The sequence below is a fragment of the Ruegeria sp. AF7 genome, assembly GCF_056541885.1.
In genome coordinates this window covers 271,589-293,491 of record NZ_JBQFYX010000002.1, presented here as the reverse complement: position 1 = coordinate 293,491, position 21,903 = coordinate 271,589, and the positions used below count along the sequence as shown (strand labels likewise).

Sequence of the window (21,903 nt, the reverse complement as noted above, 5' to 3'; positions counted from 1 at the left end):
GACGTCGGGAATTTATTATTTGGGACGCGATTTGACAGGCGCGTGGTTTCAACTCGCGTATCGTCCCCATGAAATACTCAGATCAAAAGGCCGAACCATGGACCGTAAACTACTATTGATCATCCTTGACGGAGTGCCATACCGGAATTTCCGCCGCCTGTTCGGCAACCTCGAAGGCTGGGTCGACAGCGGCGAAGCTCGGGTGTGGAAGCACCGCGCGGTGCTGCCTTCAACTTCGGCCAGTTGCTATGCATCGATCCATACGGGCGTAACCCCGCAAGAACACGGCTGCACCGGAAACGGCAACGTTTTTCGCCTGAGCCACAAGGATATCTTTAGCCAGGTACGTGAGGCCGGCGGCGTGACTGGGGCAGTAACGCACAGTTTTTGGTCGCAGTTCTTCAACCGTCACCCGTTCGACTATGTGCGGGACGTCGAATATGACGAGCCAGAGAGCCAGACCATCAATCACGGTCGCTTTCACAGCATGACCGGTTACGGCAAAGACAATCAGATGACCCCGTCCGACATCGATCTATTTGCGACCCTGACCAATCTGTGTCTGCGCTTTGGGTTGGACTATGGCATCCTGCACACCTGCACATTGGACAGCATGGGTCACCGTTTCTATCACGACTGCGAGGAAATGGATCATGCCTGTTTTGTTGCAGACGAGATGCTGGCCCCGTTCATCCCACGCTGGCGCCAACTAGGGTATGAGGTGATCGTCACCGCCGATCACGGTCAGGACGAGCGCGGACACCACGGTGGGCGCAGCCCACTGCAACAGGAAACCGCGCTGTATTACTTCGGTGATGCCGACGGGCCTGACGCTGAAACCGTGATAGATCAGGTCCAATTGGCCCCGACCATTCTGAACCGTTTGGGTGCGCCCCTCGCAGAGACGATGAAGGCTAAGCCTTTCCTGAAGTAACTGGCTGGCGTCAGTCGTAGGGCCAGATTTCTTGCCCAAGCGCTTCGATTGCGATCGAAATCCGTTCGAAACTGTCTGCTGCGCGCTTTACCGAGGTTCGCGCGCGCAGGTACCCATGGACAAGGCCAGGTTCGTTGATCCAATGGGCCAGACCACCAGCTGCACTGATCCGCTCGCAATAGACCTTCCCGTCATCACGGAGCGGATCACAATCAGCGGTAATCACAACAGTAGGCGGCAGTTCCGAGAAATCATTGTCCTGTAAGGGCGCGTAAGTCGGATCGCCCTGAGGCGGGGTACCTGCGTATCGGACGGTTTCGTAGAATTTAATATCGTCCAGTGTCAGTAAAGGAGCATGGGCGTGCTCAAGATATGAGCCGCGCGATTGATCTCCGCCAAGGCCGGGGTAGATCAGGACTTGCCCCAGAATATTGTCCAACCGCCCGCGCGCATGGTGGGCAATAGCTGCTGACAAATTTCCTCCTGCACTGTCCCCGGCCAGAACCAGCGGGTCGCCATACTCGACCGCCGCCCATTTCACAGCTGTCCAGCAATCCTGGAACTGCGCTGGATGCACATGTTCAGGACACAGCCTGTAGTCGACTGAAACGACGCGGTATCCTGTCTGCGCACAAAACTCGGCACAGACATCATCGTGGCTGTCCAACCCGCCAACGACAAAGCCACCACCATGAAAATAGACAACCGTTCGGGTCGGATGCCCGGCGGTATAATGGCGGACCGGCACGCCATCAGCGTACAGGTCCTGGGTTTCGACACCGGCAGGGCGCGGTTGGCGAAACTGCTTGCACATCGTGTCATAGACCCGACGCTGGTCCTCGATGGACAAATCGACCGCATCATCCGGATAGCTTTCGGCCGTGCGGCGTATGAACGCCCAGGTTTCTTCGTCGATCAGGCGTTCATAGTCCATTGTTCCTCCGGCTTATTTGGACCACTCCCAGGGCCGGGTATATGCGCCCAGCACTTTCGAGACATCGTCTTCCGAAGATCCGTTCGCGTCAAGCTGCGCGACAAGTCCACGCTTTTTATCGTCGATCACAAGAACAACCCGCGCAGCAAGCCCCGCAGCGTCAAGAGCACCGTTGTAAATGCGGGTGATGGCCTGTTTGCGCAGGTCCGGCTTGAACACCTTACCGACGGCAGTTTTCGGCAACTCGTCAAGAATGGTTATATGCTTGGGTTGTGCAGCACGCTCATGCACGTGAACCTTGCAATACTCCAGCAGCTCATTTTCAGTGACCGAAGCCCCATCGACCAATTCAACAAAGGCACAGGGCACTTCGCCCGAATGCGCGTCCGGCTGACCGATCGCCCCCGCGAAGGCAACTGCATTATGACCCAGCAGCGCCTCTTCGATTTCAGCAGGATCGATATTGTGACCACCGCGAATGATCAGGTCCTTGGCGCGACCGGTGATCCAAAGGTAGCCGTCTTCGTCAAATCGCCCCAGATCGCCCGTACGCAGGTATTTGTCAAAGTGGTAAAGACCAATGTTCTTGTCGGCCTCAGTATACGTGTTGCCTGCATACACACCGGGGTTCGAGATGCAGATCTCACCAATCTGATCAGTGCCGCACTCTGTCGGTCCATCCGGCCCATCCAGCAGGATTTTGACATCCGTATAGGGGAACGGAATGCCGATCGAACCGATCTTTTTCTCGCCATCCACGGGGTTGCACGAGACCAGACAGGTGGCCTCGGTCAGGCCGTAGCCTTCGACGATGGTGACGCCCGTCGCCTCTTCGAAGCGGCGGAACAACTCCACCGGCAGCGGCGCCGAACCCGAAAAGGCGGTTTTCACGCTTGAGATATCGGCATCTACCGGGCGTTGCATCTTGGCTGAAATCGCGGTTGGAACAGTGATGATAAAGCTCACTCTCCAGCGCTCGATCAGCTTCCAGAAATTGTCGAACACACCGTCACCGCGATAACCTGCAGGTGTCGGGAAAATTACATGCGCACCTGACGAAACGGCGGCCATCACGATCACATGCACGGCAAAGACGTGGAACATCGGCAGCGGGCACATGATGACGTCATTTTCATCAAACAACAGCGTTTTGCCCAGCCAGCCGTTGTAGATCAGGCCCGAGTATTTATGTTGCGCCACCTTGGGCATCCCGGTGGTCCCACCGGTGTGGAAATAACAAGCAACGCGATCTTCCTTGCTGTCCTCGAATGTCAGCGTCGTCGGTTGCTTGGCAAGTTCCTTGTTGAAGTTTTTGTAATCCGCATGCGCCAGCTTTTCCTTTTCGCCCATCTTGGGGCGCAGGAAGGGAACCAGCCACGACTTGGGCGGCGTCAGGTACCGATTCAGGTCGATTTCCAGAATGGTGTTGACCTTGGGCGCGTGGCGCACCGCCTCTTCCACCTTCTGGGCAACATCTGTTTTCGGGAAGGACTTTAACGTAACAACCACCTTGGCGCCTGTCTCACGCAGGATCGCCGCAATCTGCTCGGGCTCCAGCAGCGGGTTGATGGGGTTCACGATTCCCGCAACTGCACCGCCCATCATGGTAATCAGCGTTTCGTTACAGTTTGGCAGCACATACGCCACCACGTCTTTTTCACCGACACCCAGCGAGCGGAACAGGTTTGCTGCCTGATTGACCTTACCCAGAAGTTCCGACCAGGTCAGGGTTTCAGCCTTGTCTGTGGGCCCGGAAAGCAGCTGAAAACTGATGGCGTTGTGGTTGGGAAATTTCTCTGCCGTGCGCGACAGGAGCTGATGGAAGGTGACAGGCAAATCCCGATCCTCCCACGACATCTCCTGTTCTATGCGCGTCTTGTCTTCCAATCCCACAAAGGCCATGTGGTTCCTCCCGTTTTTCTCCCGTGTTTTTGCACGAGTTTGTTGTTCGCAACCAAGATGGAAGCAAAACAACCCTCGCGCAAGCGAGGCCTTAGCCTTCAAAGGGGGTAAAATGTAGAATGACGCTACGGCGAATTCACAAATGCCCGAGCGTCACTCCTATTCTGCGGCTACGCCATCGGTGAACTGCAGTCTTGCGAGGCGCGCATATAGCCCATCTTGGGACACCAGATCATCATGGCTGCCCTGCGCCACGATACGGCCTTCTTCCAGCACGACAATGCGGTCGGCTTTCTTTACGGTGGCCAATCTGTGCGCAACAATCAGGGTCGTGCGACCGGCACGCATCTGATCCACGGCGCCCTGCACCGCACGCTCACTCTCCGCATCAAGGGCCGAGGTTGCCTCGTCCAGCAGCAGCACAGGTGCGTCGCGCAATATGGCGCGAGCGATTGCGATACGCTGCTTTTGCCCACCCGACAGCATGACACCGCGTTCGCCGACAAAACTGTCATACCCATCGGGCAAGGCGGCAATGAAATCATGTGCGATGGCGGCACGGGCTGCGGCTTCTACTTCGGCATCCGTTGCGTCCAGACGACCGAAGCGAATGTTTTCGCGGGCTGAGGCGGCAAAGATCACCGGATCCTGCGGCACCAAAGACATAAACTTCCGGAAATCTGTGCGATCCAATTCCCGCAGATCATGGCCATCCAACATCACCCGGCCTGAGTTCGGGTCATAAAATCGTTGAATCAATTGAATGATCGTCGTCTTGCCCGCCCCTGACGGTCCGACAAAGGCAACGGTCTCGCCCGGGTTTACCTGAAGCGACAAGTGATCCAGCGCGATTGTATCGGGGCGCGCTGGATAGCGAAAACTTACATCTTCGAACCGGATTTCGCCCCGGACGTCCTTTGGCAAAGGAGCCGAGTTAACGGGGTCAGAAACCGTATCTTCGGCATTCAGCAACTCGACAAGTCGCTCGGTGGCTCCGGCGGCGCGCTGAAGCTCGCTCCAAATCTCGGACAGGGCCGCAACTGAACCCGCCATGATGATCGAGTAGATCACGAATTGAATCAGAACGCCCTCGGTCATCACACCGTTGCGCACGTCATTTGCACCCATCCACAGAACGCCAACGATGCCTGAAAATACCAGAAATATCACAATCACCGTCAGCACCGCGCGCGTCTGAATCCGACGCAGCGAAACGGTATAGGACATCTCGGTCATCTCATCAAATTGCTGGCGGCTGGCCTGTTCGTGGGTAAAGGCCTGCACCGTCTGTACCGCCCCCAATGCCTCGCCCGCGTTTCCGGAAGACGCCGCAATCCAATCCTGGTTTTCGCGGCTGATCACGCGCAAACGCCGCCCCAGAATCAATATCGGCACCACCACCACGGGGATAAGCAGCAAGACAAGGCCGGTCAGCTTGGCCGAGGTCAACAGCATCAGAACCAGCCCGCCGACAAACATCAGCATGTTGCGCAGCGCTATGGAAACGGATGAGCCCAGAACCGATTGGATGAGTGTCGTGTCAGTGGTGATCCTGCTCAGCACTTCACCGGTCATGATACGTTCGTAGAATTCGGGGCTCATGCCGATCACACGATCAAATACAGCCTTGCGGATATCGGCAACCACACGTTCCCCCAACCGTGTGACCAACGCATATCGGACACCGGTTCCCGCAGCCAGAACAGCGGCAATGCCCAACGCTGCCAAAAAGTACCAGTCCAGCAATTCACCGTCCTGAATGCGGAAATTGTCGACAACGCGTCGCACGGCCAATGGCAGGGTCAGCGTCATACTGGCTGTCAGGATCAGCGCCAGTGTCGCCCCGATCATCAATAGCCTGTAAGGTTTCATGAAAGGCCAGAGCGACCGCAGCACCCCGATTTTCCTTGAGCGGGCCCGCTCTTCGCTAGCGCCAGGAGCCGCTGATTGTGCTGGTTTATTGGCGGTCTGTCTTGCCATGTCCGGCCCTTGTGTATTGAACGCTACAAAGTGAACGCTTTCTTGGCCCCAGCCGCCGTTCCGGTCAAGCATTCCTGCCAGAAACAGCCAACCATAAGGGCCATTTGACGCAGAAATCAGTGGGGATTGGAGCGGGTAGACGGAATCGAACCGACATAGCCTGCTTGGAAGGCAGGGGCTTTACCATTAAGCTATACCCGCACATGGTTTGCGCTGGTTAAGTCATGCGCCGGGGCGCGTCAAGCGGGAAGTGTGAAAATTCGCACGACCAAAACCGTGATATTTCCTGGTGGATGTACGGCCTTTAATCGTGACTGCGAAATATCCGCGTCGAGGAGAAAAACCGCTCGAGTTCCTCGATGCGTTCCTTGCTTTCTTCCCATCGGGCCTCTTGCACTTCAGAGATCAGGGTTTCCGAAATCAGCTGTAGCGCTATTGTTGAATCCCAGCTGGAGGGTGCCTCGACCAGTGCATGAAACGTGTAATTGGCGGTCTTGCCAATCGGTGATCCCCACTGGTCGGTGAACAGGATAACCGTCACGCCGCGGCTGGATGCGACCTGCGCCAGTTTCTCGAGATAGGCCTCGTATCGGCGGATATCAAAAATCACCAGAACCGAGGTTTCATCCATATCAAGCAGGTACTGCGGCCAAACGTTTGCCGAATTGCCCAGCATCGTCACATTGGGTCGAATAATCTGCATGTGATTGAACAGATAATCCGCATTTGATCGCGTGATACGCCCGCCCACGACGTAAAGATGGCGATCCGTGTTTGCCAGAAGCTGGGCAACGGTGTCGAACATCTCTTTGTCCAGACGTTCCAGCGTGTGACGCATATTTGTCCAAACGGCCTGTGCAAACCGCGTTGTGGGATGTTCCGCCTCGTCATCCACAACCCAGGCATCCCGTTTCGAGATCGGCTTTTTGATCTGTGCCGCCACCTCCTCTCGCAGGGCGTCCTGCAGGGCGGGAAAACCGTCAAAACCCAGCTTGCGTGCCATACGTATGACCGTCGGGGTCGAGACCTGCGCCGCAGCGGCCAGCTTGGTGATCGATTGCAAGCCGGTCATCGGATAATCTTGCAAGAGGACCGAGGCCAGCTGCCGTTCTGACCGTGTCAGATCGTCAAGCTCTTCCTGGATCCGCTGTTTGACAAGTTTCGCAACGGTGGCCATCGGCACCTTCGTTTCTCAAATTTTCTACAGGATATGTTCGTTTGTAATTTTGTCTACAGTAATTTTCTTGACAGGTCTGAGGTTGCTGTAACAAATGCTACCTATGCACCACGATTCCGAGACATCAATGCTACTACCAACCGAAGCTCCGGCAGCCCGCGTGCAGAACGCCAACGGCCGGGCACAATGCGTTTTGGTATGCGAACATGCTAGCCGATTCATCCCGGCGTCACTGAATGGATTGGGCCTGACTGAGGACGCCGCATTGTCTCATGCAGCTTGGGATATCGGCGCATTGGCGCTATCGGTCGAACTGACGAAGGCCTTGGACGCGCCGCTGGTTCATTCCGGCATAAGCCGTCTAGTTTACGACTGCAACCGCTCGCCTGAGCGTCCAGATGCAATGCCGCAGGTAAGCGAAGTGTTTTCCATCCCCGGCAACGAAAACCTGACGGACGCTCAACGCGCCCAAAGAATCCGCGAGGTTTATGAGCCGTTCAAACAATTGTTGTCGTCTACTCTGGACGCACGGGACCGGCCGCCCGTCGTAGTCACGATGCACAGTTTCACGCCCGTCTACAACGGTAAGACCCGATCAGTCGAATTGGGCATTCTTCATGACGAAGACGACAGGGCGGCCCAACTTATGCTGCAATGCGCCAAGAACTCGGGTCTGAAAGCCGCGTTGAACGAACCTTACTCTGCCACGGATGGCGTCACGCATACGTTGCAGGAACATGCGATCAGTCGGGGGCTTCCGAATGTCATGGTCGAAGTTCGAAACGATCTTATCGACACTCCAACGGGAGTAGACCGCATTGCCGGGATTCTGACGCCGATCCTGCAAACGGTAATTGATGCGTATTCGCACACAGAGGCGAAACAATGAGAGCTGAGGTATCGAGATGAAGTTCTTGCGGGGCTACGTGGCGGTCATTGATCGAACGAACCGCTGGATCGGGCGCGTCGTCATGTACGGCATATTCGTCATGATGGGTATTCTGTTCTGGTCTTCGGTCTCGAAAACCTTTTTCGTGCCGTCGCTCTGGACGCTCGAGATGGCTCAGTTCGCCATGGTGGCCTACTACATGCTTGGTGGCCCTTATTCGATCCAGATGGGGTCAAACGTGCGAATGGACCTGCTTTATGGCGAATGGTCTCATCGCCGCAAGGCCTGGACGGATGCCTTCACAGTCGTATTCCTGATCATCTATCTGGTCATCTTGCTGTGGGGGGGATGGGACAGCCTGATGTATTCCTTCCAATATGGTGGAGAGCGCAGCGCGACGATCTGGCGACCCTACCTTTGGCCGGTCAAGCTGATCATGGTTATCGGTATCTTCCTGATGCTGCTGCAAGCCATATCAGAATTGTTCAAAGATATTCTGCGCCTGTGCGGCGACGATATCCCGCGTGAGGTAATCTGATGTCATACGAGATGATTGCCTTGCTGATGTTCGCATCAATGATGCTTATGATGCTGACCGGCCAGCGCGTCTTTGGTGCAATCGGCTGTGTCGCTGTGGTTTCAGCCTTGTTCCTATGGGGGGATAGGGGCGGCTACGACTTGGGTTTTGCCGCTGCGATCAAAGTCATGAAGTGGTACCCGCTGCTGACACTGCCCATGTTCATCTTCATGGGATACATCCTTTCCGAAAGTCGGATCGCAGATGACCTTTACAAGATGTTCCATGTCTGGATGGGCGGCTTGTCCGGTGGTCTGGCTGTCGGAACCATCGGGCTGATGGTTTTGATCTCGGCAATGAACGGGCTGTCCGTTGCAGGAATGGCAATCGGCGCTACGATCGCCTTGCCGGAATTGCTGCGCCGGAACTATGACAAGCGCATGGTGACCGGCGTCATTCAGGCCGGATCATCCCTTGGGATTCTGGTGCCACCATCCGTTGTTCTGGTTCTTTATGCCATGATCGCGCGGCAACCCGTTGGCCAGCTATGGCTTGCCGGAGTGATACCCGGGCTGATGATGGCGGCCATGTTCATCATCTACATTGTCATCCGTTGCCGCATCAACCCGTCGCTCGGCCCGGTCCTGCCCGCGGAAGACCGCGACATTCCGTTGCGAGAAAAGCTGCTGCTGTTGCAAGCCGGATTGTTACCCTTGGGCATTTTCATGGTGATGATGGTCCCTTTTGTTAACGGCTGGACTTCGTTGGTGGAATCCTCCGCCATCGGCGCCACCACGGCCATGCTGGCTGCCTTTCTGAAAGGACGGCTGACACGCACGGTTTTCGAGAATTCTATTCGGCACACCCTGGGCATCTCGTGCATGTTCATGTGGATCATTCTAGCGGCTCTGGCTTTTGGCGCTGTCTTCGACGGGTTGGGTGCGGTCAAGGCAATCGAAAGCCTGTTCACCGAAAAACTGGGTCTTTCCCCGTGGATGATCCTGGTTCTCATGCAGCTCAGCTTTATCCTGATGGGTACGTTTCTGGACGATACTGCCATGCTGGTTATCGTCGCGCCGCTTTACGTTCCGTTGGTGGGTGCGCTTGGTTTTGATCTTATCTGGTACGGCGTGCTTTATACGATCACCACGCAGATCGCATACATGACGCCGCCATTCGGCTATAACCTGTTCCTGATGCGCGCGATGGCCCCCCCGGAGATTTCGCTGCGCGATATCTACAGTTCGATCGTTCCTTTTGTTCTGGTGATGGTCTGCGCCTTGGCCATAATCATCATCTTTCCTGAAATCGCGCTTTGGCTGCCGAATTATGTCTATGGAAATTAAGTCACAAGACCCCGGCAAGGGGCGAAGTTCAGCAAGACTAAACAGAGGAGAAAGACAATGACTACAAGACGCAGATTTCTAAGTTCCGCCGGTCTGGCGGGGGCCGCCACACTGGCATCTCCTGCGATCGTCAAAGCGCAATCCGCCATCAAGTGGCGGTTCCAGACCTATGCCGGTGGCGCATTGGGCGAACATGTGACCAAGCCAGCCATCGATTACATCAACGCCAATGCCAATGGCGAACTTGAGATCGAACTGTTCTATGCGGACCAGATCGTTCCGACAGGTGAACTGTTCCAGGCCCTGCAACGCGGCACGATTGACGGTGTGCATTCAGACGACGATTCCATGGCTTCGCCTACTCCGCTGCGTCAGTTCGGTGGTTATTTCCCCTTCGCCACCAAGCATATTCTGGACGTTCCGGTGCTGTTCAACCAGTACGGTCTGGCTGATATCTGGCGCTCGGAATATGAGAAGGTTGGCGTGACGTGGCTGTCGGCAGCGGGTCAGGACCCCTGCAACTTCAACACCAAAAAGGAAATCAAGAGCCTTGGCGACCTGGATGGGCTGAAGCTCTATACCTTCCCGACGGCCGGGCGTTTCCTGGCCAAGTTTGGTGTTGTACCAGTCAATATCCCATACGAAGACGCGGAAGTGGCCGTGCAAACCGGTGAGTTGGACGGAATGGCCTGGTCGGGCATCACTGAAGATTACACTGTTGGCTGGGCCAATGTGACCGACTATTTCCTGACCAACAACATCTCAGGCGCGTGGATCGGATCCTGGTTTGCAAACCAGGAACGCTGGGCCGAGTTGCCTGACCACCTGAAATCGGTTGTGATGGCAGGTGTCGAAGCAGGCCACACCTATCGTAACCAGTGGTATTGGGGCGGCGAAGCGGCCTTACGCGCGAATGGCGACAAACTGCAGTTGCGACAGGTTCCGGCGGCAGAATGGAAAGAAGTGGAAAATGCCGCTATCGAATTCTGGGACGAGGTCGCACAGGAAGGCGAAATTCACCAGAAGATCGTTGGCATCTTCCGTGAGTACAACTCGGTCATCAACCAGGCCGGCGCTCCTTACACTTTCGATTGATATCAAAACAGGGGCGCTGTCATGCGGCGCCCCTACTCAACGCATGAGGTTTGTTTCATGACCGCAACTCTGACTTTCGAAACCCTGAAATCGCTTGTCGCAGACGGCGCGATCGACACTGTATTGGTTTGCATGGTTGACATGCAGGGTCGGTTGATGGGCAAGCGTTTTCATGCAGGTCATTTTGTGGCTGGCGCGTGGGAAGAGACCCATTGCTGTAATTACCTGCTGGCCACGGATCTCGAGATGGCGACGCCGGATGGGTATGCCTCGACCAGTTGGGAGCGGGGTTATGGCGACTATGTGATGAAGCCAGACCTGAGCACATTGCGCCCGGTGCCCTGGCTGGAGGGCACCGCGATGGTGATGTGCGATATGCTGGATCACCACACCCATGAGGAAGTGCCACATGCGCCGCGCTCGATCCTGAAAAAGCAGGTGAACCGCCTGAAGGCGATGGGGTATGAGGCGATGTGCGCCACCGAGCTGGAATTCTTCCTGTTCGCGAAAAGCTTTGATGCGATCCGCAAGGAAGGGTTCCGCGATTTGGAGCCGATCTCGGGGTATAACGAAGATTATCACATTCTGCAGACCACCAAGGAAGAGCATGTGATGCGTCCGATCCGGAACCACCTGTGGGATGCGGGTATTCCGGTCGAGAACACCAAAGGTGAAGCCGAGGCCGGACAGGAAGAACTGAATATCAAATACGCGCCTGCGATGGACACGGCAGAGTATCACTCGATCGCCAAGAACGCGGTGAAAGAGATCGCCTGGCAGCAGGGTCATGCGGCGACCTTCCTGCCGAAATGGCATCATGAAAGGGTTGGCAGCTCGTCGCACGTGCATCAGTCGCTTTGGGCGGATGGCAAACCTGCCTTCTATGATGCCGGGGATGAACTGGGCATGTCGGCGCTGATGAAAAGCTATATGGCCGGCCTGCTGAAATACGCCGCTGATTACACGTATTTCATGGCGCCGTACATCAACAGCTACAAGCGGTTCATGAAGGGCACCTTTGCGCCGACGCGGATCATCTGGTCGGTAGACAACCGTACGGCAGGGTACCGCCTGTGCGGGGATGGCACCAAGGCGATACGGGTCGAGTGCCGTATTCCGGGATCGGACATGAACCCTTATCTGGCGATTGCAGGGATGCTGGCGGCCGGGATCGCGGGGATCGAAGAAGGGCTGGAGTTGCAGCCGCCGACCAAAGGCGATGTCTATCAGGGAGAGACGGGAAAGATCCCGGGTACTTTGAAGGATGCACGCAACGCTTTGCACGGATCACAGATGCTGCGCGCGGCCATGGGCGATGACGTTGTCGATCACTATACCCGCTCGGCTGAGGTCGAAATCGAGGAATTCGAACGCGTGGTAACCGATTGGGAAATTGCCCGCGGGTTTGAGCGGGCTTGAGATGGAGGAAGCGAGGGGCCGGCCCCTCGCGCACCCCGGGATATTTATGGCCAGATGAAGCAGGGATCCTGCTCTCTTTAGAGATGGAGTGACTATGGGGCAGATGTTGCAATGTGTCTCGCCGATCGATGGATCGGTATTTGCCGAACGAGAAGTACTGTCTCGGGATGCTGCGTTTGAAATTGCTGACCGTGCGCGGGCGGCGCAGGCCGGATGGGCAGCGCGTCCGTTGCAGGAGCGGATTGATCTGGTGATGGCGGGCGTCGCGGCTGTCGGCGCGATGAATGATGAGATCGTTCCGGAACTCGCGCATATGATGGGCCGCCCGGTGCGCTATGGCGGCGAGTTTGGTGGCTTCAACGAACGTGCCAGCCATATGGCAAAGATCGCCGAGACGTCACTGGCCGATATTGCCGTGGGCGAGGATGAAACCTTCAAACGCTATATCAAACGTATTCCGCATGGGGTGGTCTTTGTAGTTGCCCCTTGGAACTATCCTTACATGACGGCGATCAACACGGTGGCGCCCGCGCTGATCGCGGGCAACACGGTTGTTCTGAAGCACGCAACCCAGACTTTGTTGGTTGGTGAGCGGATGGCGCAGGCGTTCCATTCGGCGGGGGTGCCCGAAGACGTGTTCCAGAACGTGTTCCTCAGCCACGACGTGACCAATGACCTAATCGCGGGTAACGCGTTCGATTTTGTGAACTTCACCGGTTCGGTCGGTGGCGGTCAGGCCATGGAGCGTGCGGCGGCGGGGACCTTTACGGGCGTGGGCACCGAACTGGGCGGCAAGGATCCGGGTTATGTCATGGACGACGCCGATCTGGACGCGGCGGTCGATACGTTGATCGACGGCGCGATGTTCAATTCGGGCCAGTGTTGCTGTGGGATCGAGCGGATTTACGTTCACGAAAGCCTGTATGATGACTTTGTCGCCAAGGCCGTTGAGATCGTGAAAGGCTACAAACTGGGCAATCCGCTGGACGCCGAAACAACTATTGGTCCGATGGCCAATGTGCGTTTCGCTGACGAGGTGCGCGCGCAGATTGCCGAAGCGGTTGAGGCCGGTGCGGTCGCGCATATTGAAGCCTTCCCCGAGGATGACGGCGGCGCATATCTCACGCCACAGATCCTGACCAATGTCACCCATGATATGCGGGTGATGCGGGACGAAAGCTTTGGCCCGGTGGTGGGCATCATGAAAGTGTCCTCGGATGCCGAGGCCATCGCGCTGATGAATGACAGCGAATTTGGCCTGACTGCCAGCCTTTGGACCCGCGATGTGGACCGAGCGGCGCGTGTGGGCGACCAAATCGAGACCGGCACCGTCTTTATGAACCGGGCCGACTATCTGGATCCTGGGCTGTGCTGGACCGGTTGCAAGAATACCGGACGCGGCGGTGGTCTTTCGGTCATCGGCTATCACAATCTCACCCGTCCAAAATCCTACCACCTGAAGAAGGTCACGGGCTAAGGACGACGGCCTGCTCGGGGCTGACCCCCTCACCCGAGCAGGTCTCAAATCACAAAGGAAACCTGACATGTCACTTGTTGGAAACTGGTCCTATCCGACCGCAATCAAATTTGGTGCCGGGCGCATCAAGGAACTGCCCGCAGCCTGTGCCGCAGCCGGGATGAAGAAACCTCTGCTGGTCACGGACAAAGGGTTGGCCGATCTGCCGATCACATCGGCGACGCTGGATATCATGGAGGCGGCTGGTCTGGGCCGCGGTGTATTCAGTGACGTGGACCCAAACCCGAATGAGAAAAACCTCGACGCGGGCGTTGCGGCATATAAAGCCGGTGGACATGATGGTGTGATTGCCTTTGGCGGCGGCTCGGGGCTGGATCTGGGCAAGATGGTCGCCTTCATGTGCGGCCAGACGCGCCCGGTATGGGATTTTGAGGATATCGGCGACTGGTGGACCCGCGCCGACGCGGATGCAATCGCGCCGATCATTGCGGTTCCAACGACTGCGGGGACCGGGTCCGAGGTTGGCCGCGCCAGCGTCATCACAAATTCCGAGACCCACGCCAAAAAGATCATCTTCCACCCCAAAGTCCTGCCGACGGTGGTGATCTGCGATCCTGAACTGACGGTTGGAATGCCCAAATTCATCACCGCAGGCACCGGTCTGGACGCCTTCGCGCATTGCGTCGAAGCCTATTCGAGCCCGCATTATCACCCGATGAGCCAGGGTATTGCACTGGAAGGTATGCGTTTGGTGAAAGAATATCTGCCGCGCGCCTATGCAGATGGCAGCGACATTGAGGCCCGCGCCCAGATGATGAGCGCGGCGGCCATGGGCGCGACCGCGTTCCAGAAGGGACTGGGCGCGATCCACGCCATGAGCCACCCGGTTGGCGCGCACTTTAACACCCATCACGGCACCACAAACGCGGTCTGTATGCCTGCCGTGCTGGACTTTAACGCCCCCGCCATCGCCGACCGGTTCCAGAACGCTGCCGCCTATCTGGGCATCAAAGGCGGATTCGATGGCTTCCGCGCCTTTGTGCAGGAATTCAACGACAGCCTTGGCATCCCGCGAAAGCTGGCAGAATTCGGCGTAACCGAGACCTCTATCCCAACCCTCGTCGAAGGCGCAATCATCGACCCTTCATGCGGCGGGAACCCGATTGAGTTGACCAAAGAAAACCTGACACAGCTGTTCAAAGCAGCACTGTAAAAAAACAAGCGCCCGGCAAGGAACCTGCCGGGCGCTTTAAGAACTGTTCTACTGGTGCCGGATCAATGCCCGGTCAGTACCAGAGTGTTGACCGGCATCAGGATCAGGCGCAAACGCAAACCTGCCGCATGGACCACGCCAATTGTGTCAACCACATGCAGGAAAGCAGCTTGCCAAAAGCCCAAATCCTCGTGTTCCAGACGGTCATGGTTGTCGGTGTAGACATTGGCCAGACAGTTGCTGCCTGGAGGAATGTCATCGGCCATACCTTTATACAGCGGCTCCATAAAGACCAGAATTGATCCGGGATTAGTATTGTTCTGTACATCCCGCAATTCATCTGATGGACGGATCTGGCCGGACGGTATGACATCCTGCACCTCGACCACCACAGTGGGGATAACGGTGAAAGGCTTGGTCATGCAGCCCAACTCACCGATCATACCTGGTTTGATCACCTGAGCAGACAGTTGGTTGAAAGCCGCCTGAAAACGGTCATGTCCGGTATGCGATGGAACGAGGATGCCAGCAGGACGCAACAACGGGCTCACGTAATCGCCAACCTGCAGGCTAAACTGCTCGACCCGTCCGGTAACACCGGCGACAATCAGCGTTTTGTCCAACTCGGTCTGCGCGGCGTCCAGCTGTGCTATGGCACTGGCCAGTTGCGCGGGGATCAGCTCCTCGATCTGCTGTTCAACTGCCGCACGTCTGGATTCGGCCGCAACAACCTGCGCCTCACGCTCGGCAACAAGGTTTTCCAACCGCTCAATCTCGGTCAGTCGGACAGCGCTTGAACCTTGGTCGCGCAGGGTCGTATTTCTTTCAAGATCGTCCAAGGACTGCGCCAAAGCCGCCTTGGCACCGGCAATACCGGCATCAGCCTCGGCCAGATCAGTTTCAGCCACACGCAGCGAGGCCTGAACCTGCGCGATCTGTGCATTTGCCGCCTGAACCTGTGCTGCCTGGCTGAAATCTTCGATCCTGAAAATCGGCTGACCAGCGGTTACCAACTCGTTATTCTTGACGAATATTTCCGAAACGCGACCGCCAAGTTGCGGCAGGATCGTCACGGTTCGAAAATAGGACGCTGCGGTTTTACTGGCTGGGTGAAAATAGAACAGCGTGGTGATTACCGTCAGCGCCAGAATGGCACAGGTCGTAAGACCCCAGCGCAATTCGTACCACATGGTGAAAAGGGTGATCTCGTGACCGATACGTTTGCCCTGAACAAACCGGCGGAACAGATAATCGGGCAGCACCGTGATCAGGGCGCAAAGCAGGGTCTCAATCATGTGTTTTGCTCCTGCACGTCGGTGACTTCTGAAACGCCAGGGGTTGGCACAGGTGCCTCGGGCACCGGTTCCGGAGCACTTGCACCTCCAAGAGAACGAATGGCATCGGCGATGTTTCTAAGCGGGGAGGCGAAATCCGGAAACTGAAACCCTGCGACCAGTACGGCGGCAATCCAGAATATCCCGTTATGTGTAAACAGGGCCAGCAGTGCCAGAATGCCCACCAACTGAAATTGCGGATGGTTGTTCTCGTGCGCCATTTTTTCCGGAACCGAATGAAGCGTCAGGTACCCAACACCGATCAGCACCACGAGAATGACAAAGAAGACGACCATAGCCGAAAAAAGGTAATCGCTTCCGTCAGCTGCGACGATATATCGGGGAATGTGCCCAGTGGCCATTGGATGAAGATCTGCTGCGGTCACCTTGCCCTCCTGTTCGTTTTGATACTTCTTTGAACGGGTTGAAGCCCAAATTCAAGGCTGCATATATTTTGGAGATTCTTCGAAATGCCAAGTGCTTGACCCAGAGAGCTAAATGAAACCCAGAAAACTTGTGGCGAACCTGCTGCGGAAGGAACACAAATAATGATCGATTTCCTCGTCATCGGGGGCGGAATTGCCGGGTCGAGTGCGGGCGCGCGCTTGTCGGAACATGGAACCGTGATGGTTTTGGAGGCCGAAGACGCCTTGGGGTATCACGCGTCGGGTCGCTCGGCAGCCCTGTTTGAGCAAAGCTATGGTCCGCCATCCGTGGTGGCGCTGAACACGGCTGGGACCGCGTTCCTGCACACACAGAACGGTGGGTACCTGACACGGCGCGGACTGATGTTGATCGGTTCGTTTGACCAAAGCGTGGTTTTCGAAGCCGACCGCAAGGATCTGAACATGGAAAGAATTCCCATCGATCAGGCGGTTTCGAGCGTTCCGATCCTGAACCCGGCCAAGGTGGGTTTCGCGGCTATCAGTGAAGCTGCGTTTGACATCGATACCGATCGCCTGTTGCAAGACTTCGCGCGGGCCATTCGCCAGAACGGAGGAACCGTTGCAACGAAAAGCAAAGTAACCGGTATTCGAAAAGAGCGGCATTGGCTGGTCGAGGCCGGGCAAATCTTCGAAGCCCGCAATTTGGTGAATGCGACCGGTGCATGGGTGGACGAGATCGCCATGCTTGCCGGGATACCACCTATCGGCATCACTCCTCGCCGCCGATCAATGGCGCGGCTGCCCGCCCCCGGGGGCCATGATGTATCCGGATGGCCCATGATGCTGGGCACGGGTGAAACATGGTACGCCAAACCGGACGCGGGCAAGCTGCTTGTTTCGCCTGCCGAAGCCGACCCGGTACCACCTCAGGACGCCTATGCCGACGATATGGTGCTGGCCGAAGGTCTGGCGCGCTATGAAGAACTGATGACCGAACCAGTAACACGCGTCGAAACAAACTGGGCAGGATTGCGCAGTTTCGCACCAGATGGAACCTTGGTGCTTGGGCCTGACCCGATTGATCCATCGTTCATCTGGTCTGCGGGTCAAGGCGGGTATGGTTTCCAAACAGCACCGGCAGCTTCGCAGTTGTTGTGTGATCTGGTCGTTGGAAACACGCCGGTGCTGGATCCAGACAGCGTCAAATCGCTGACCCCAAACAGGTTGGACAGATGATAAAACGCAATCTACCGCCCTCTGCGAGTGTCGCCAACGCGGGTGAGGATGGAAAACTGGTGGCCCCGGCAGCGACGCGAAACTTGGATGCGCTTTGTGCGTTGCTACAAGACTGGGCACCGCGCCGCGGGCACGCGCTGGAGATTGCAAGCGGAACCGGTCAGCATGTCTGTGGATTTGCTGATTTGCTGCCCGATCTGACGTGGCATCCCACCGAACCTGACCCTGAGCGCCGCAATAGCATCGACGCCTATGCCAGCGCCTTACCCAACGTGGCAGGCGCCGAACATCTGGACGCAACGAATTCGGGCTGGCATACCCGCTTTCCTTCGCAGGACCTGATCGTCTTGATCAACCTGATACATTTGATCAGTTGGCAGGACACCAGAACCATTTTCGCCGAAGTCGCGCAGTCCCTAACTGAAAACGGGAGGTTCGTTTTGTACGGCCCATTCAAACGCTCGGGCCAATTGACAAGTTGCGGGGACAAAAAGTTTCACGAGGCTCTGATCGGACAAGATCCCGACATTGGCTACAAGAACGACGAAGATGTCCTTGGCCTGTTCCAGGACGTAGGGTTGCGCGTGCTGAAAACCATCGACATGCCCGCAAACAACCTTGCATTTGTTTCCCAACGCCCGGCCAACTGATCGAGATCAAGGTCAACTTACCACTGCCCGCACATATTCCCGTTATCTTATATGAAAAAGGCACTCAAAATGGCTTGGCAAGAAAAGCTCTCGGCAACACGAACCAGCTTGCGCAACCTCAACGGGGCCATTCCCGACACGTCGCGCGCATTCGGCGCACTTGGGAAGGCTGTGAAGGAAGGCGGAACGCTCGACTATAAAACAAAGGAATTTATTGCGCTGGGTATGTCGGTATCGCTCCGCTGCGAGCCCTGCATTACTCTGCACACCGATGCGTTGGTCAAAGCGGGTGCAACACGCGAAGAGGTGTCCGACGTTTTGGGTATGGCCATTCAGATGGGTGGTGGGCCAGCCATGATGTATGCCGCCAAGGCGTTGGAATGTTTCGACGAACTATCCACGTAACCAACAGAAAAGGCCCCGGAATTTCCGGGGCCTTTGATTGATCAACCGTCCTTGCGGATGGTTTCGTTTTTCGGATCGTATGGGCTGTCGCAGGTGACAACCGCATCCCACAACTTGTCCTGCATCTTGACCTTCAGCTTGGTGCCTTCGACCGCCAGTTCAGGCTTCACATAGCCCATGCCGATCGACTTCTCGAACGCGACCGAATAGCCGCCCGAGGTCAGGCGACCTACACGCTCGCCTTCCGGCGTATACAGCGCCTCGCGGCCCCACGGGTCAGCATCGGCCGGACCGTCGATCAGCAAGGTGCAGCACTTGACGCGCACACCGGTCTCTTCCAGCTTGGCTTTGCCGTGGAAGTCCTTGGACAGGTCGACAAAGCGCGGCAGGTCAGCTTCCAGAGGGGTCGCATCGCGGCCCAGTTCGGTACCAAAGGCGCGGTAAGATTTCTCCTGACGCAGCCAGTTCTGGGCACGGGCACCGACCAGCTTCATGCCATGCTTCTCACCGGCTTTTTCCAACAGGTCGAACAGGTAGTTCTGCATCTCGATCGGGTGGTGCAGTTCCCAGCCCAACTCGCCGGTGTATGCCACACGGATCGCGTTGACCGGGCACATGCCCAGTTCGATCTGACGGGCCGACAACCACGGGAAGCGTTTGTTGGACAGTGCGGTTTCCGGATCGGCGTCCTTGATGACCTCTTTCAGAACGTCACGCGACTTGGGTCCGGCGATGGCGAAGACGCCCCACTGGGTGGTCACGTCCTGAATTTCGATGTAACCGAACTCCTCCATCTTGTCCTCGGCCGCCTTGCGAAGGTAGTCGGCGTCGTACTCGGTCCATGCGCCGGCAGAGACGATGTAGTAGTTGTTCTCACCATTGCGGACGATGGTGTATTCGGTGCGGGTGGTGCCATTCGAGGTCAGCGCGTAGGTCAGGTTGATACGACCGACCTTGGGCAGCTTGTTGCAGGTGAACCAATCCAGGAACTGCGTGGCACCGGGGCCTTTGACGACATGCTTGGTGAAGGCCGATGCGTCGATCAGGCCAACGCCTTCGCGGATCGCCTTGGCTTCTTCGACAGCATATTGCCACCAGCCGCCACGACGGAACGAGCGTGCTTCCTTGTCGAAATTCTCGGGCGCGTCCAGCGGACCGAAATAGTTCGGACGTTCCCAGCCATTGACCCAGCCGAACTGAGCACCGCGCGCTTTCTGACGATCATAGGCAGGAACAGTGCGCAGCGGACGGCAGGCTTCACGCTCTTCGTCCGGGTGGTGCAGGATGTAGACATGCTCGTAGCATTCTTCATTCTTGCGCGCCGCGAACTCGGTGGTCATCCAGTTGCTGGAATAGCGTTTGGGGTCCAGCGAGGCCATGTCGATCTCGGCTTCGCCATCGACCATCATCTGTGCCAGATAATAACCGGTGCCGCCCGCAGCGGTGATGCCAAAGCTGAAACCCTCGGCCAGCCACATGTTGCGCAAACCCGGAGCCGGACCAACCAGCGGGTTGCCATCCGGTGTATAGCAGATCGGGCCGTTGAAATCGTCCTTCAGGCCGGATTCGGCACAGGACGGCACGCGCTCGGCCATTGCCATGTACTGCTCGGCGATCCGGTCCAGATCCAGTGGGAACAGGTCGGCGCGGAAGCTGTCCGGAACGCCGAATTCGAACTGCGCAGGGGCGCCGTGTTCGTAGATACCAAGAATCCAGCCACCGCGTTCTTCACGCGCATAGGATTCGTTGTCGGCGTCGCGGACAACGGGGTGCTCGGGGTTGCCTGCTTCGCGCCATTTGACCAACTCGGGGTCTTTATCCATGACGATAAAGGTATGTTCCACCGGGATAGCAGGCATTTTGATGCCCAGCATCTTGGCGGTGCGCTGCGCGTGGTTGCCCGACGCGGTCACGACATGTTCGGCGGTGATCACGACCTGTTCGTCGGAAGGCACCAGGTTGCCTCCCTTTTCGACCATCTTGGTGCAAGTCACTTCCCAGTGCGTGCCGTTCCAGTGGAACGCGTCAGCCTGCATCTTGCGCACGATTTCGACGCCTCGCTGACGGGCCCCCTTGGCCATCGCCTGAGTCACATCGGCAGGGTTAATATAACCGTCCTCGGTGTGATAGATCGCGCCCTTCAGATCCGATGTCTCGATCAGCGGCCAGCGTTCCTGGATCTGGTCCGGGGTCAGCCACTCGTATTTCACATCACAGGTTTCAGCGGTCGAGGCATAGAGCATGTATTCGTCCATACGCTCTTGCGTCTGGGCCATGCGCAGGTTGCCCACAACCGCGAAGCCTGCATTCAGGCCGGTTTCTTCCTCAAGCGTCTTGTAGAAATCCACGGAATACTTGTGGATATGGGTCGTCGCATAGGACATGTTGAACAGCGGCAACAGGCCCGCGGCGTGCCAGGTGGACCCGGACGTAAGTTCGTCCCGTTCGATCAACATCACATCGTCCCAGCCTGCTTTGGCCAGGTGATAGGCAATCGAGGTCCCAACGGCGCCGCCGCCTACGACCAATGCTTTGACTTGGGTTTTCATAACCGGGCGTCTCCCCTTGAAATCAGTTGACACCATATGGCGTACTTAAGGGGGATAGCGCGACATTCATCCGACCAGTGATATGAAAAAAACGACCCGAATATCGAAAGCGGGTCGCAATTCATTCGTCCGGCCGCTGCCCTCAACCACTGGAACGGCAGCGTTTGCTTGTTCCGACCGAGACGCAGACCAATTTGCCGCTTTCGTCCGAGGGACTTTTCACCGCCGGTTCCTGTGATGGCGAAGGCTGCGCCTCTGCCGTGAACCAGCCGTCAGAAAGACCGACACGCGAGGAGACCGAGGCAAGATATTCTTTCATGCCAAAGCCATTTTCCGATGCTTTGGCTTGCTGAACATAGTCCAGCCCTGCAACGGCCAACCCGCAGATGGCTACAAACCCCGCCAGATATTTTGCGCTCATGTCGACAATCCTCTGCCATCGACCCTGTGAAACCAAAAC

19 protein-coding genes and 1 tRNA gene are annotated in these 21,903 nt (G+C 56.8%); 11 read left to right on the top strand and 9 right to left on the bottom strand.

The genetic code is table 11. From position 1 onward, the window contains the following. The first annotated feature begins 97 nt into the window (after nt 1–97). A complete protein-coding gene (locus tag ACR0AP_RS06860) occupies nt 98–934 on the top strand; it encodes an alkaline phosphatase family protein (RefSeq protein WP_480506184.1) in 837 nt (278 codons plus the stop codon). Nucleotides 935–944: 10 nt separating this feature from the next. On the opposite strand, the gene ACR0AP_RS06855 is transcribed toward ACR0AP_RS06860, so the two are convergent. The 5 genes from ACR0AP_RS06855 to ACR0AP_RS06835 all read right to left on the bottom strand — a co-directional run bounded on the left by ACR0AP_RS06855 (nt 945) and on the right by ACR0AP_RS06835 (nt 6,927). After that, a complete protein-coding gene (locus ACR0AP_RS06855) occupies nt 945–1,868 on the bottom strand; it encodes an alpha/beta hydrolase (RefSeq protein WP_480506182.1) in 924 nt (307 codons plus the stop codon). Between the two features lie 12 nt (nt 1,869–1,880). Beyond that, a complete protein-coding gene (locus ACR0AP_RS06850) occupies nt 1,881–3,770 on the bottom strand; it encodes an acyl-CoA synthetase (RefSeq protein ID WP_209504646.1) in 1,890 nt (629 codons plus the stop codon). A 159-nt stretch (nt 3,771–3,929) separates the two neighbouring features. After that, on the bottom strand, nt 3,930–5,750 hold the full coding sequence (locus tag ACR0AP_RS06845) for an ABC transporter transmembrane domain-containing protein (protein WP_480506180.1): 1,821 nt from the start codon (nt 5,748–5,750) through the stop codon (nt 3,930–3,932). Between the two features lie 127 nt (nt 5,751–5,877). Beyond that, a tRNA-Gly gene (locus ACR0AP_RS06840) sits at nt 5,878–5,951 on the bottom strand. Between the two features lie 103 nt (nt 5,952–6,054). Then, nucleotides 6,055–6,927, bottom strand: coding sequence for a MurR/RpiR family transcriptional regulator (locus ACR0AP_RS06835; protein WP_480506178.1), 873 nt, complete (start codon nt 6,925–6,927; stop codon nt 6,055–6,057). Between the two features lie 127 nt (nt 6,928–7,054). Here ACR0AP_RS06835 and ACR0AP_RS06830 point away from each other — a divergent pair, with 127 nt between their 5' ends. The 7 genes from ACR0AP_RS06830 (at nt 7,055) to ACR0AP_RS06800 (ending at nt 14,883) form a co-directional block, all read left to right on the top strand. After that, the gene (locus ACR0AP_RS06830; RefSeq protein WP_480506176.1) at nt 7,055–7,816 is read left to right on the top strand and encodes an N-formylglutamate amidohydrolase; all 762 of its coding nucleotides are present in this window, start codon (nt 7,055–7,057) and stop codon (nt 7,814–7,816) included. A 16-nt stretch (nt 7,817–7,832) separates the two neighbouring features. Beyond that, entirely contained in the window at nt 7,833–8,354 is a 522-nt protein-coding gene (locus ACR0AP_RS06825; RefSeq protein WP_209504650.1) for a TRAP transporter small permease subunit, read from the top strand. Next, a complete protein-coding gene (locus ACR0AP_RS06820; protein WP_267367377.1) occupies nt 8,354–9,679 on the top strand; it encodes a TRAP transporter large permease in 1,326 nt (441 codons plus the stop codon). The genes ACR0AP_RS06825 and ACR0AP_RS06820 overlap by 1 nt, the downstream gene beginning before the upstream one ends. A gap of 57 nt (nt 9,680–9,736) precedes the next feature. Further along, nucleotides 9,737–10,774, top strand: coding sequence for a TRAP transporter substrate-binding protein (locus ACR0AP_RS06815; RefSeq protein ID WP_209504652.1), 1,038 nt, complete (start codon nt 9,737–9,739; stop codon nt 10,772–10,774). Nucleotides 10,775–10,831: 57 nt separating this feature from the next. Next, the gene (locus ACR0AP_RS06810; protein ID WP_480506174.1) at nt 10,832–12,193 is read left to right on the top strand and encodes a glutamine synthetase family protein; all 1,362 of its coding nucleotides are present in this window, start codon (nt 10,832–10,834) and stop codon (nt 12,191–12,193) included. A 94-nt stretch (nt 12,194–12,287) separates the two neighbouring features. Continuing rightward, a complete protein-coding gene (locus ACR0AP_RS06805) occupies nt 12,288–13,670 on the top strand; it encodes an aldehyde dehydrogenase family protein (RefSeq protein ID WP_480506173.1) in 1,383 nt (460 codons plus the stop codon). A gap of 67 nt (nt 13,671–13,737) precedes the next feature. Continuing rightward, nucleotides 13,738–14,883 (top strand): iron-containing alcohol dehydrogenase, encoded by a 1,146-nt coding sequence (locus ACR0AP_RS06800; protein WP_480506171.1) that lies wholly within the window; start codon nt 13,738–13,740, stop codon nt 14,881–14,883. A gap of 62 nt (nt 14,884–14,945) precedes the next feature. Here the strand turns inward: ACR0AP_RS06800 and ACR0AP_RS06795 are convergent, their stop codons facing one another. After that, nucleotides 14,946–16,178: an HlyD family secretion protein gene (locus tag ACR0AP_RS06795; protein ID WP_480506169.1), complete on the bottom strand. Its 1,233-nt coding sequence runs from the start codon at nt 16,176–16,178 to the stop codon at nt 14,946–14,948. Beyond that, nucleotides 16,175–16,603, bottom strand: coding sequence for a hypothetical protein (locus ACR0AP_RS06790; protein ID WP_480506167.1), 429 nt, complete (start codon nt 16,601–16,603; stop codon nt 16,175–16,177). The genes ACR0AP_RS06795 and ACR0AP_RS06790 overlap by 4 nt, the downstream gene beginning before the upstream one ends. A 162-nt stretch (nt 16,604–16,765) precedes the next feature. Between ACR0AP_RS06790 and ACR0AP_RS06785 the strand changes: the two genes are divergently transcribed. The 3 genes from ACR0AP_RS06785 (at nt 16,766) to ACR0AP_RS06775 (ending at nt 18,894) form a co-directional block, all read left to right on the top strand. After that, complete coding sequence (locus ACR0AP_RS06785) at nt 16,766–17,839, top strand: NAD(P)/FAD-dependent oxidoreductase (RefSeq protein ID WP_480506165.1); 1,074 nt, start codon at nt 16,766–16,768, stop codon at nt 17,837–17,839. Further along, nucleotides 17,836–18,489, top strand: a complete 654-nt coding sequence (locus ACR0AP_RS06780; RefSeq protein ID WP_480506163.1) for a DUF938 domain-containing protein — start codon at nt 17,836–17,838, stop codon at nt 18,487–18,489. Before ACR0AP_RS06785 ends, ACR0AP_RS06780 begins: the two co-directional genes overlap by 4 nt. Before the next feature lie 69 nt (nt 18,490–18,558). Beyond that, nucleotides 18,559–18,894 carry a carboxymuconolactone decarboxylase family protein gene (locus ACR0AP_RS06775; protein ID WP_480506161.1) on the top strand — a complete coding sequence of 112 codons (336 nt, stop codon included), beginning with the start codon at nt 18,559–18,561 and terminating at the stop codon, nt 18,892–18,894. A gap of 41 nt (nt 18,895–18,935) precedes the next feature. Here the strand turns inward: ACR0AP_RS06775 and ACR0AP_RS06770 are convergent, their stop codons facing one another. Further along, nucleotides 18,936–21,443, bottom strand: coding sequence for a GcvT family protein (locus tag ACR0AP_RS06770; protein WP_480506159.1), 2,508 nt, complete (start codon nt 21,441–21,443; stop codon nt 18,936–18,938). Nucleotides 21,444–21,585: 142 nt separating this feature from the next. Then, nucleotides 21,586–21,864 carry a hypothetical protein gene (locus tag ACR0AP_RS06765; RefSeq protein WP_209597940.1) on the bottom strand — a complete coding sequence of 93 codons (279 nt, stop codon included), beginning with the start codon at nt 21,862–21,864 and terminating at the stop codon, nt 21,586–21,588. Between the last annotated feature and the right edge of the window lie 39 nt (nt 21,865–21,903).

What these genes read in the sequence shown, in the direction of transcription:
- ACR0AP_RS06860 (WP_480506184.1), top strand. Translation starts at nt 98, where the DNA reads ATGGACCGTAAACTACTATTGATCATCCTTGACGGAGTGCCATACCGG.
- ACR0AP_RS06855 (WP_480506182.1), bottom strand. Translation starts at nt 1,868, where the DNA reads ATGGACTATGAACGCCTGATCGACGAAGAAACCTGGGCGTTCATACGC.
- ACR0AP_RS06850 (WP_209504646.1), bottom strand. Translation starts at nt 3,770, where the DNA reads ATGGCCTTTGTGGGATTGGAAGACAAGACGCGCATAGAACAGGAGATG.
- ACR0AP_RS06845 (WP_480506180.1), bottom strand. Translation starts at nt 5,750, where the DNA reads ATGGCAAGACAGACCGCCAATAAACCAGCACAATCAGCGGCTCCTGGC.
- ACR0AP_RS06835 (WP_480506178.1), bottom strand. Translation starts at nt 6,927, where the DNA reads ATGGCCACCGTTGCGAAACTTGTCAAACAGCGGATCCAGGAAGAGCTT.
- ACR0AP_RS06830 (WP_480506176.1), top strand. Translation starts at nt 7,055, where the DNA reads ATGCTACTACCAACCGAAGCTCCGGCAGCCCGCGTGCAGAACGCCAAC.
- ACR0AP_RS06825 (WP_209504650.1), top strand. Translation starts at nt 7,833, where the DNA reads ATGAAGTTCTTGCGGGGCTACGTGGCGGTCATTGATCGAACGAACCGC.
- ACR0AP_RS06820 (WP_267367377.1), top strand. Translation starts at nt 8,354, where the DNA reads ATGTCATACGAGATGATTGCCTTGCTGATGTTCGCATCAATGATGCTT.
- ACR0AP_RS06815 (WP_209504652.1), top strand. Translation starts at nt 9,737, where the DNA reads ATGACTACAAGACGCAGATTTCTAAGTTCCGCCGGTCTGGCGGGGGCC.
- ACR0AP_RS06810 (WP_480506174.1), top strand. Translation starts at nt 10,832, where the DNA reads ATGACCGCAACTCTGACTTTCGAAACCCTGAAATCGCTTGTCGCAGAC.
- ACR0AP_RS06805 (WP_480506173.1), top strand. Translation starts at nt 12,288, where the DNA reads ATGGGGCAGATGTTGCAATGTGTCTCGCCGATCGATGGATCGGTATTT.
- ACR0AP_RS06800 (WP_480506171.1), top strand. Translation starts at nt 13,738, where the DNA reads ATGTCACTTGTTGGAAACTGGTCCTATCCGACCGCAATCAAATTTGGT.
- ACR0AP_RS06795 (WP_480506169.1), bottom strand. Translation starts at nt 16,178, where the DNA reads ATGATTGAGACCCTGCTTTGCGCCCTGATCACGGTGCTGCCCGATTAT.
- ACR0AP_RS06785 (WP_480506165.1), top strand. Translation starts at nt 16,766, where the DNA reads ATGATCGATTTCCTCGTCATCGGGGGCGGAATTGCCGGGTCGAGTGCG.
- ACR0AP_RS06780 (WP_480506163.1), top strand. Translation starts at nt 17,836, where the DNA reads ATGATAAAACGCAATCTACCGCCCTCTGCGAGTGTCGCCAACGCGGGT.
- ACR0AP_RS06775 (WP_480506161.1), top strand. Translation starts at nt 18,559, where the DNA reads ATGGCTTGGCAAGAAAAGCTCTCGGCAACACGAACCAGCTTGCGCAAC.
- ACR0AP_RS06770 (WP_480506159.1), bottom strand. Translation starts at nt 21,443, where the DNA reads ATGAAAACCCAAGTCAAAGCATTGGTCGTAGGCGGCGGCGCCGTTGGG.
- ACR0AP_RS06765 (WP_209597940.1), bottom strand. Translation starts at nt 21,864, where the DNA reads ATGAGCGCAAAATATCTGGCGGGGTTTGTAGCCATCTGCGGGTTGGCC.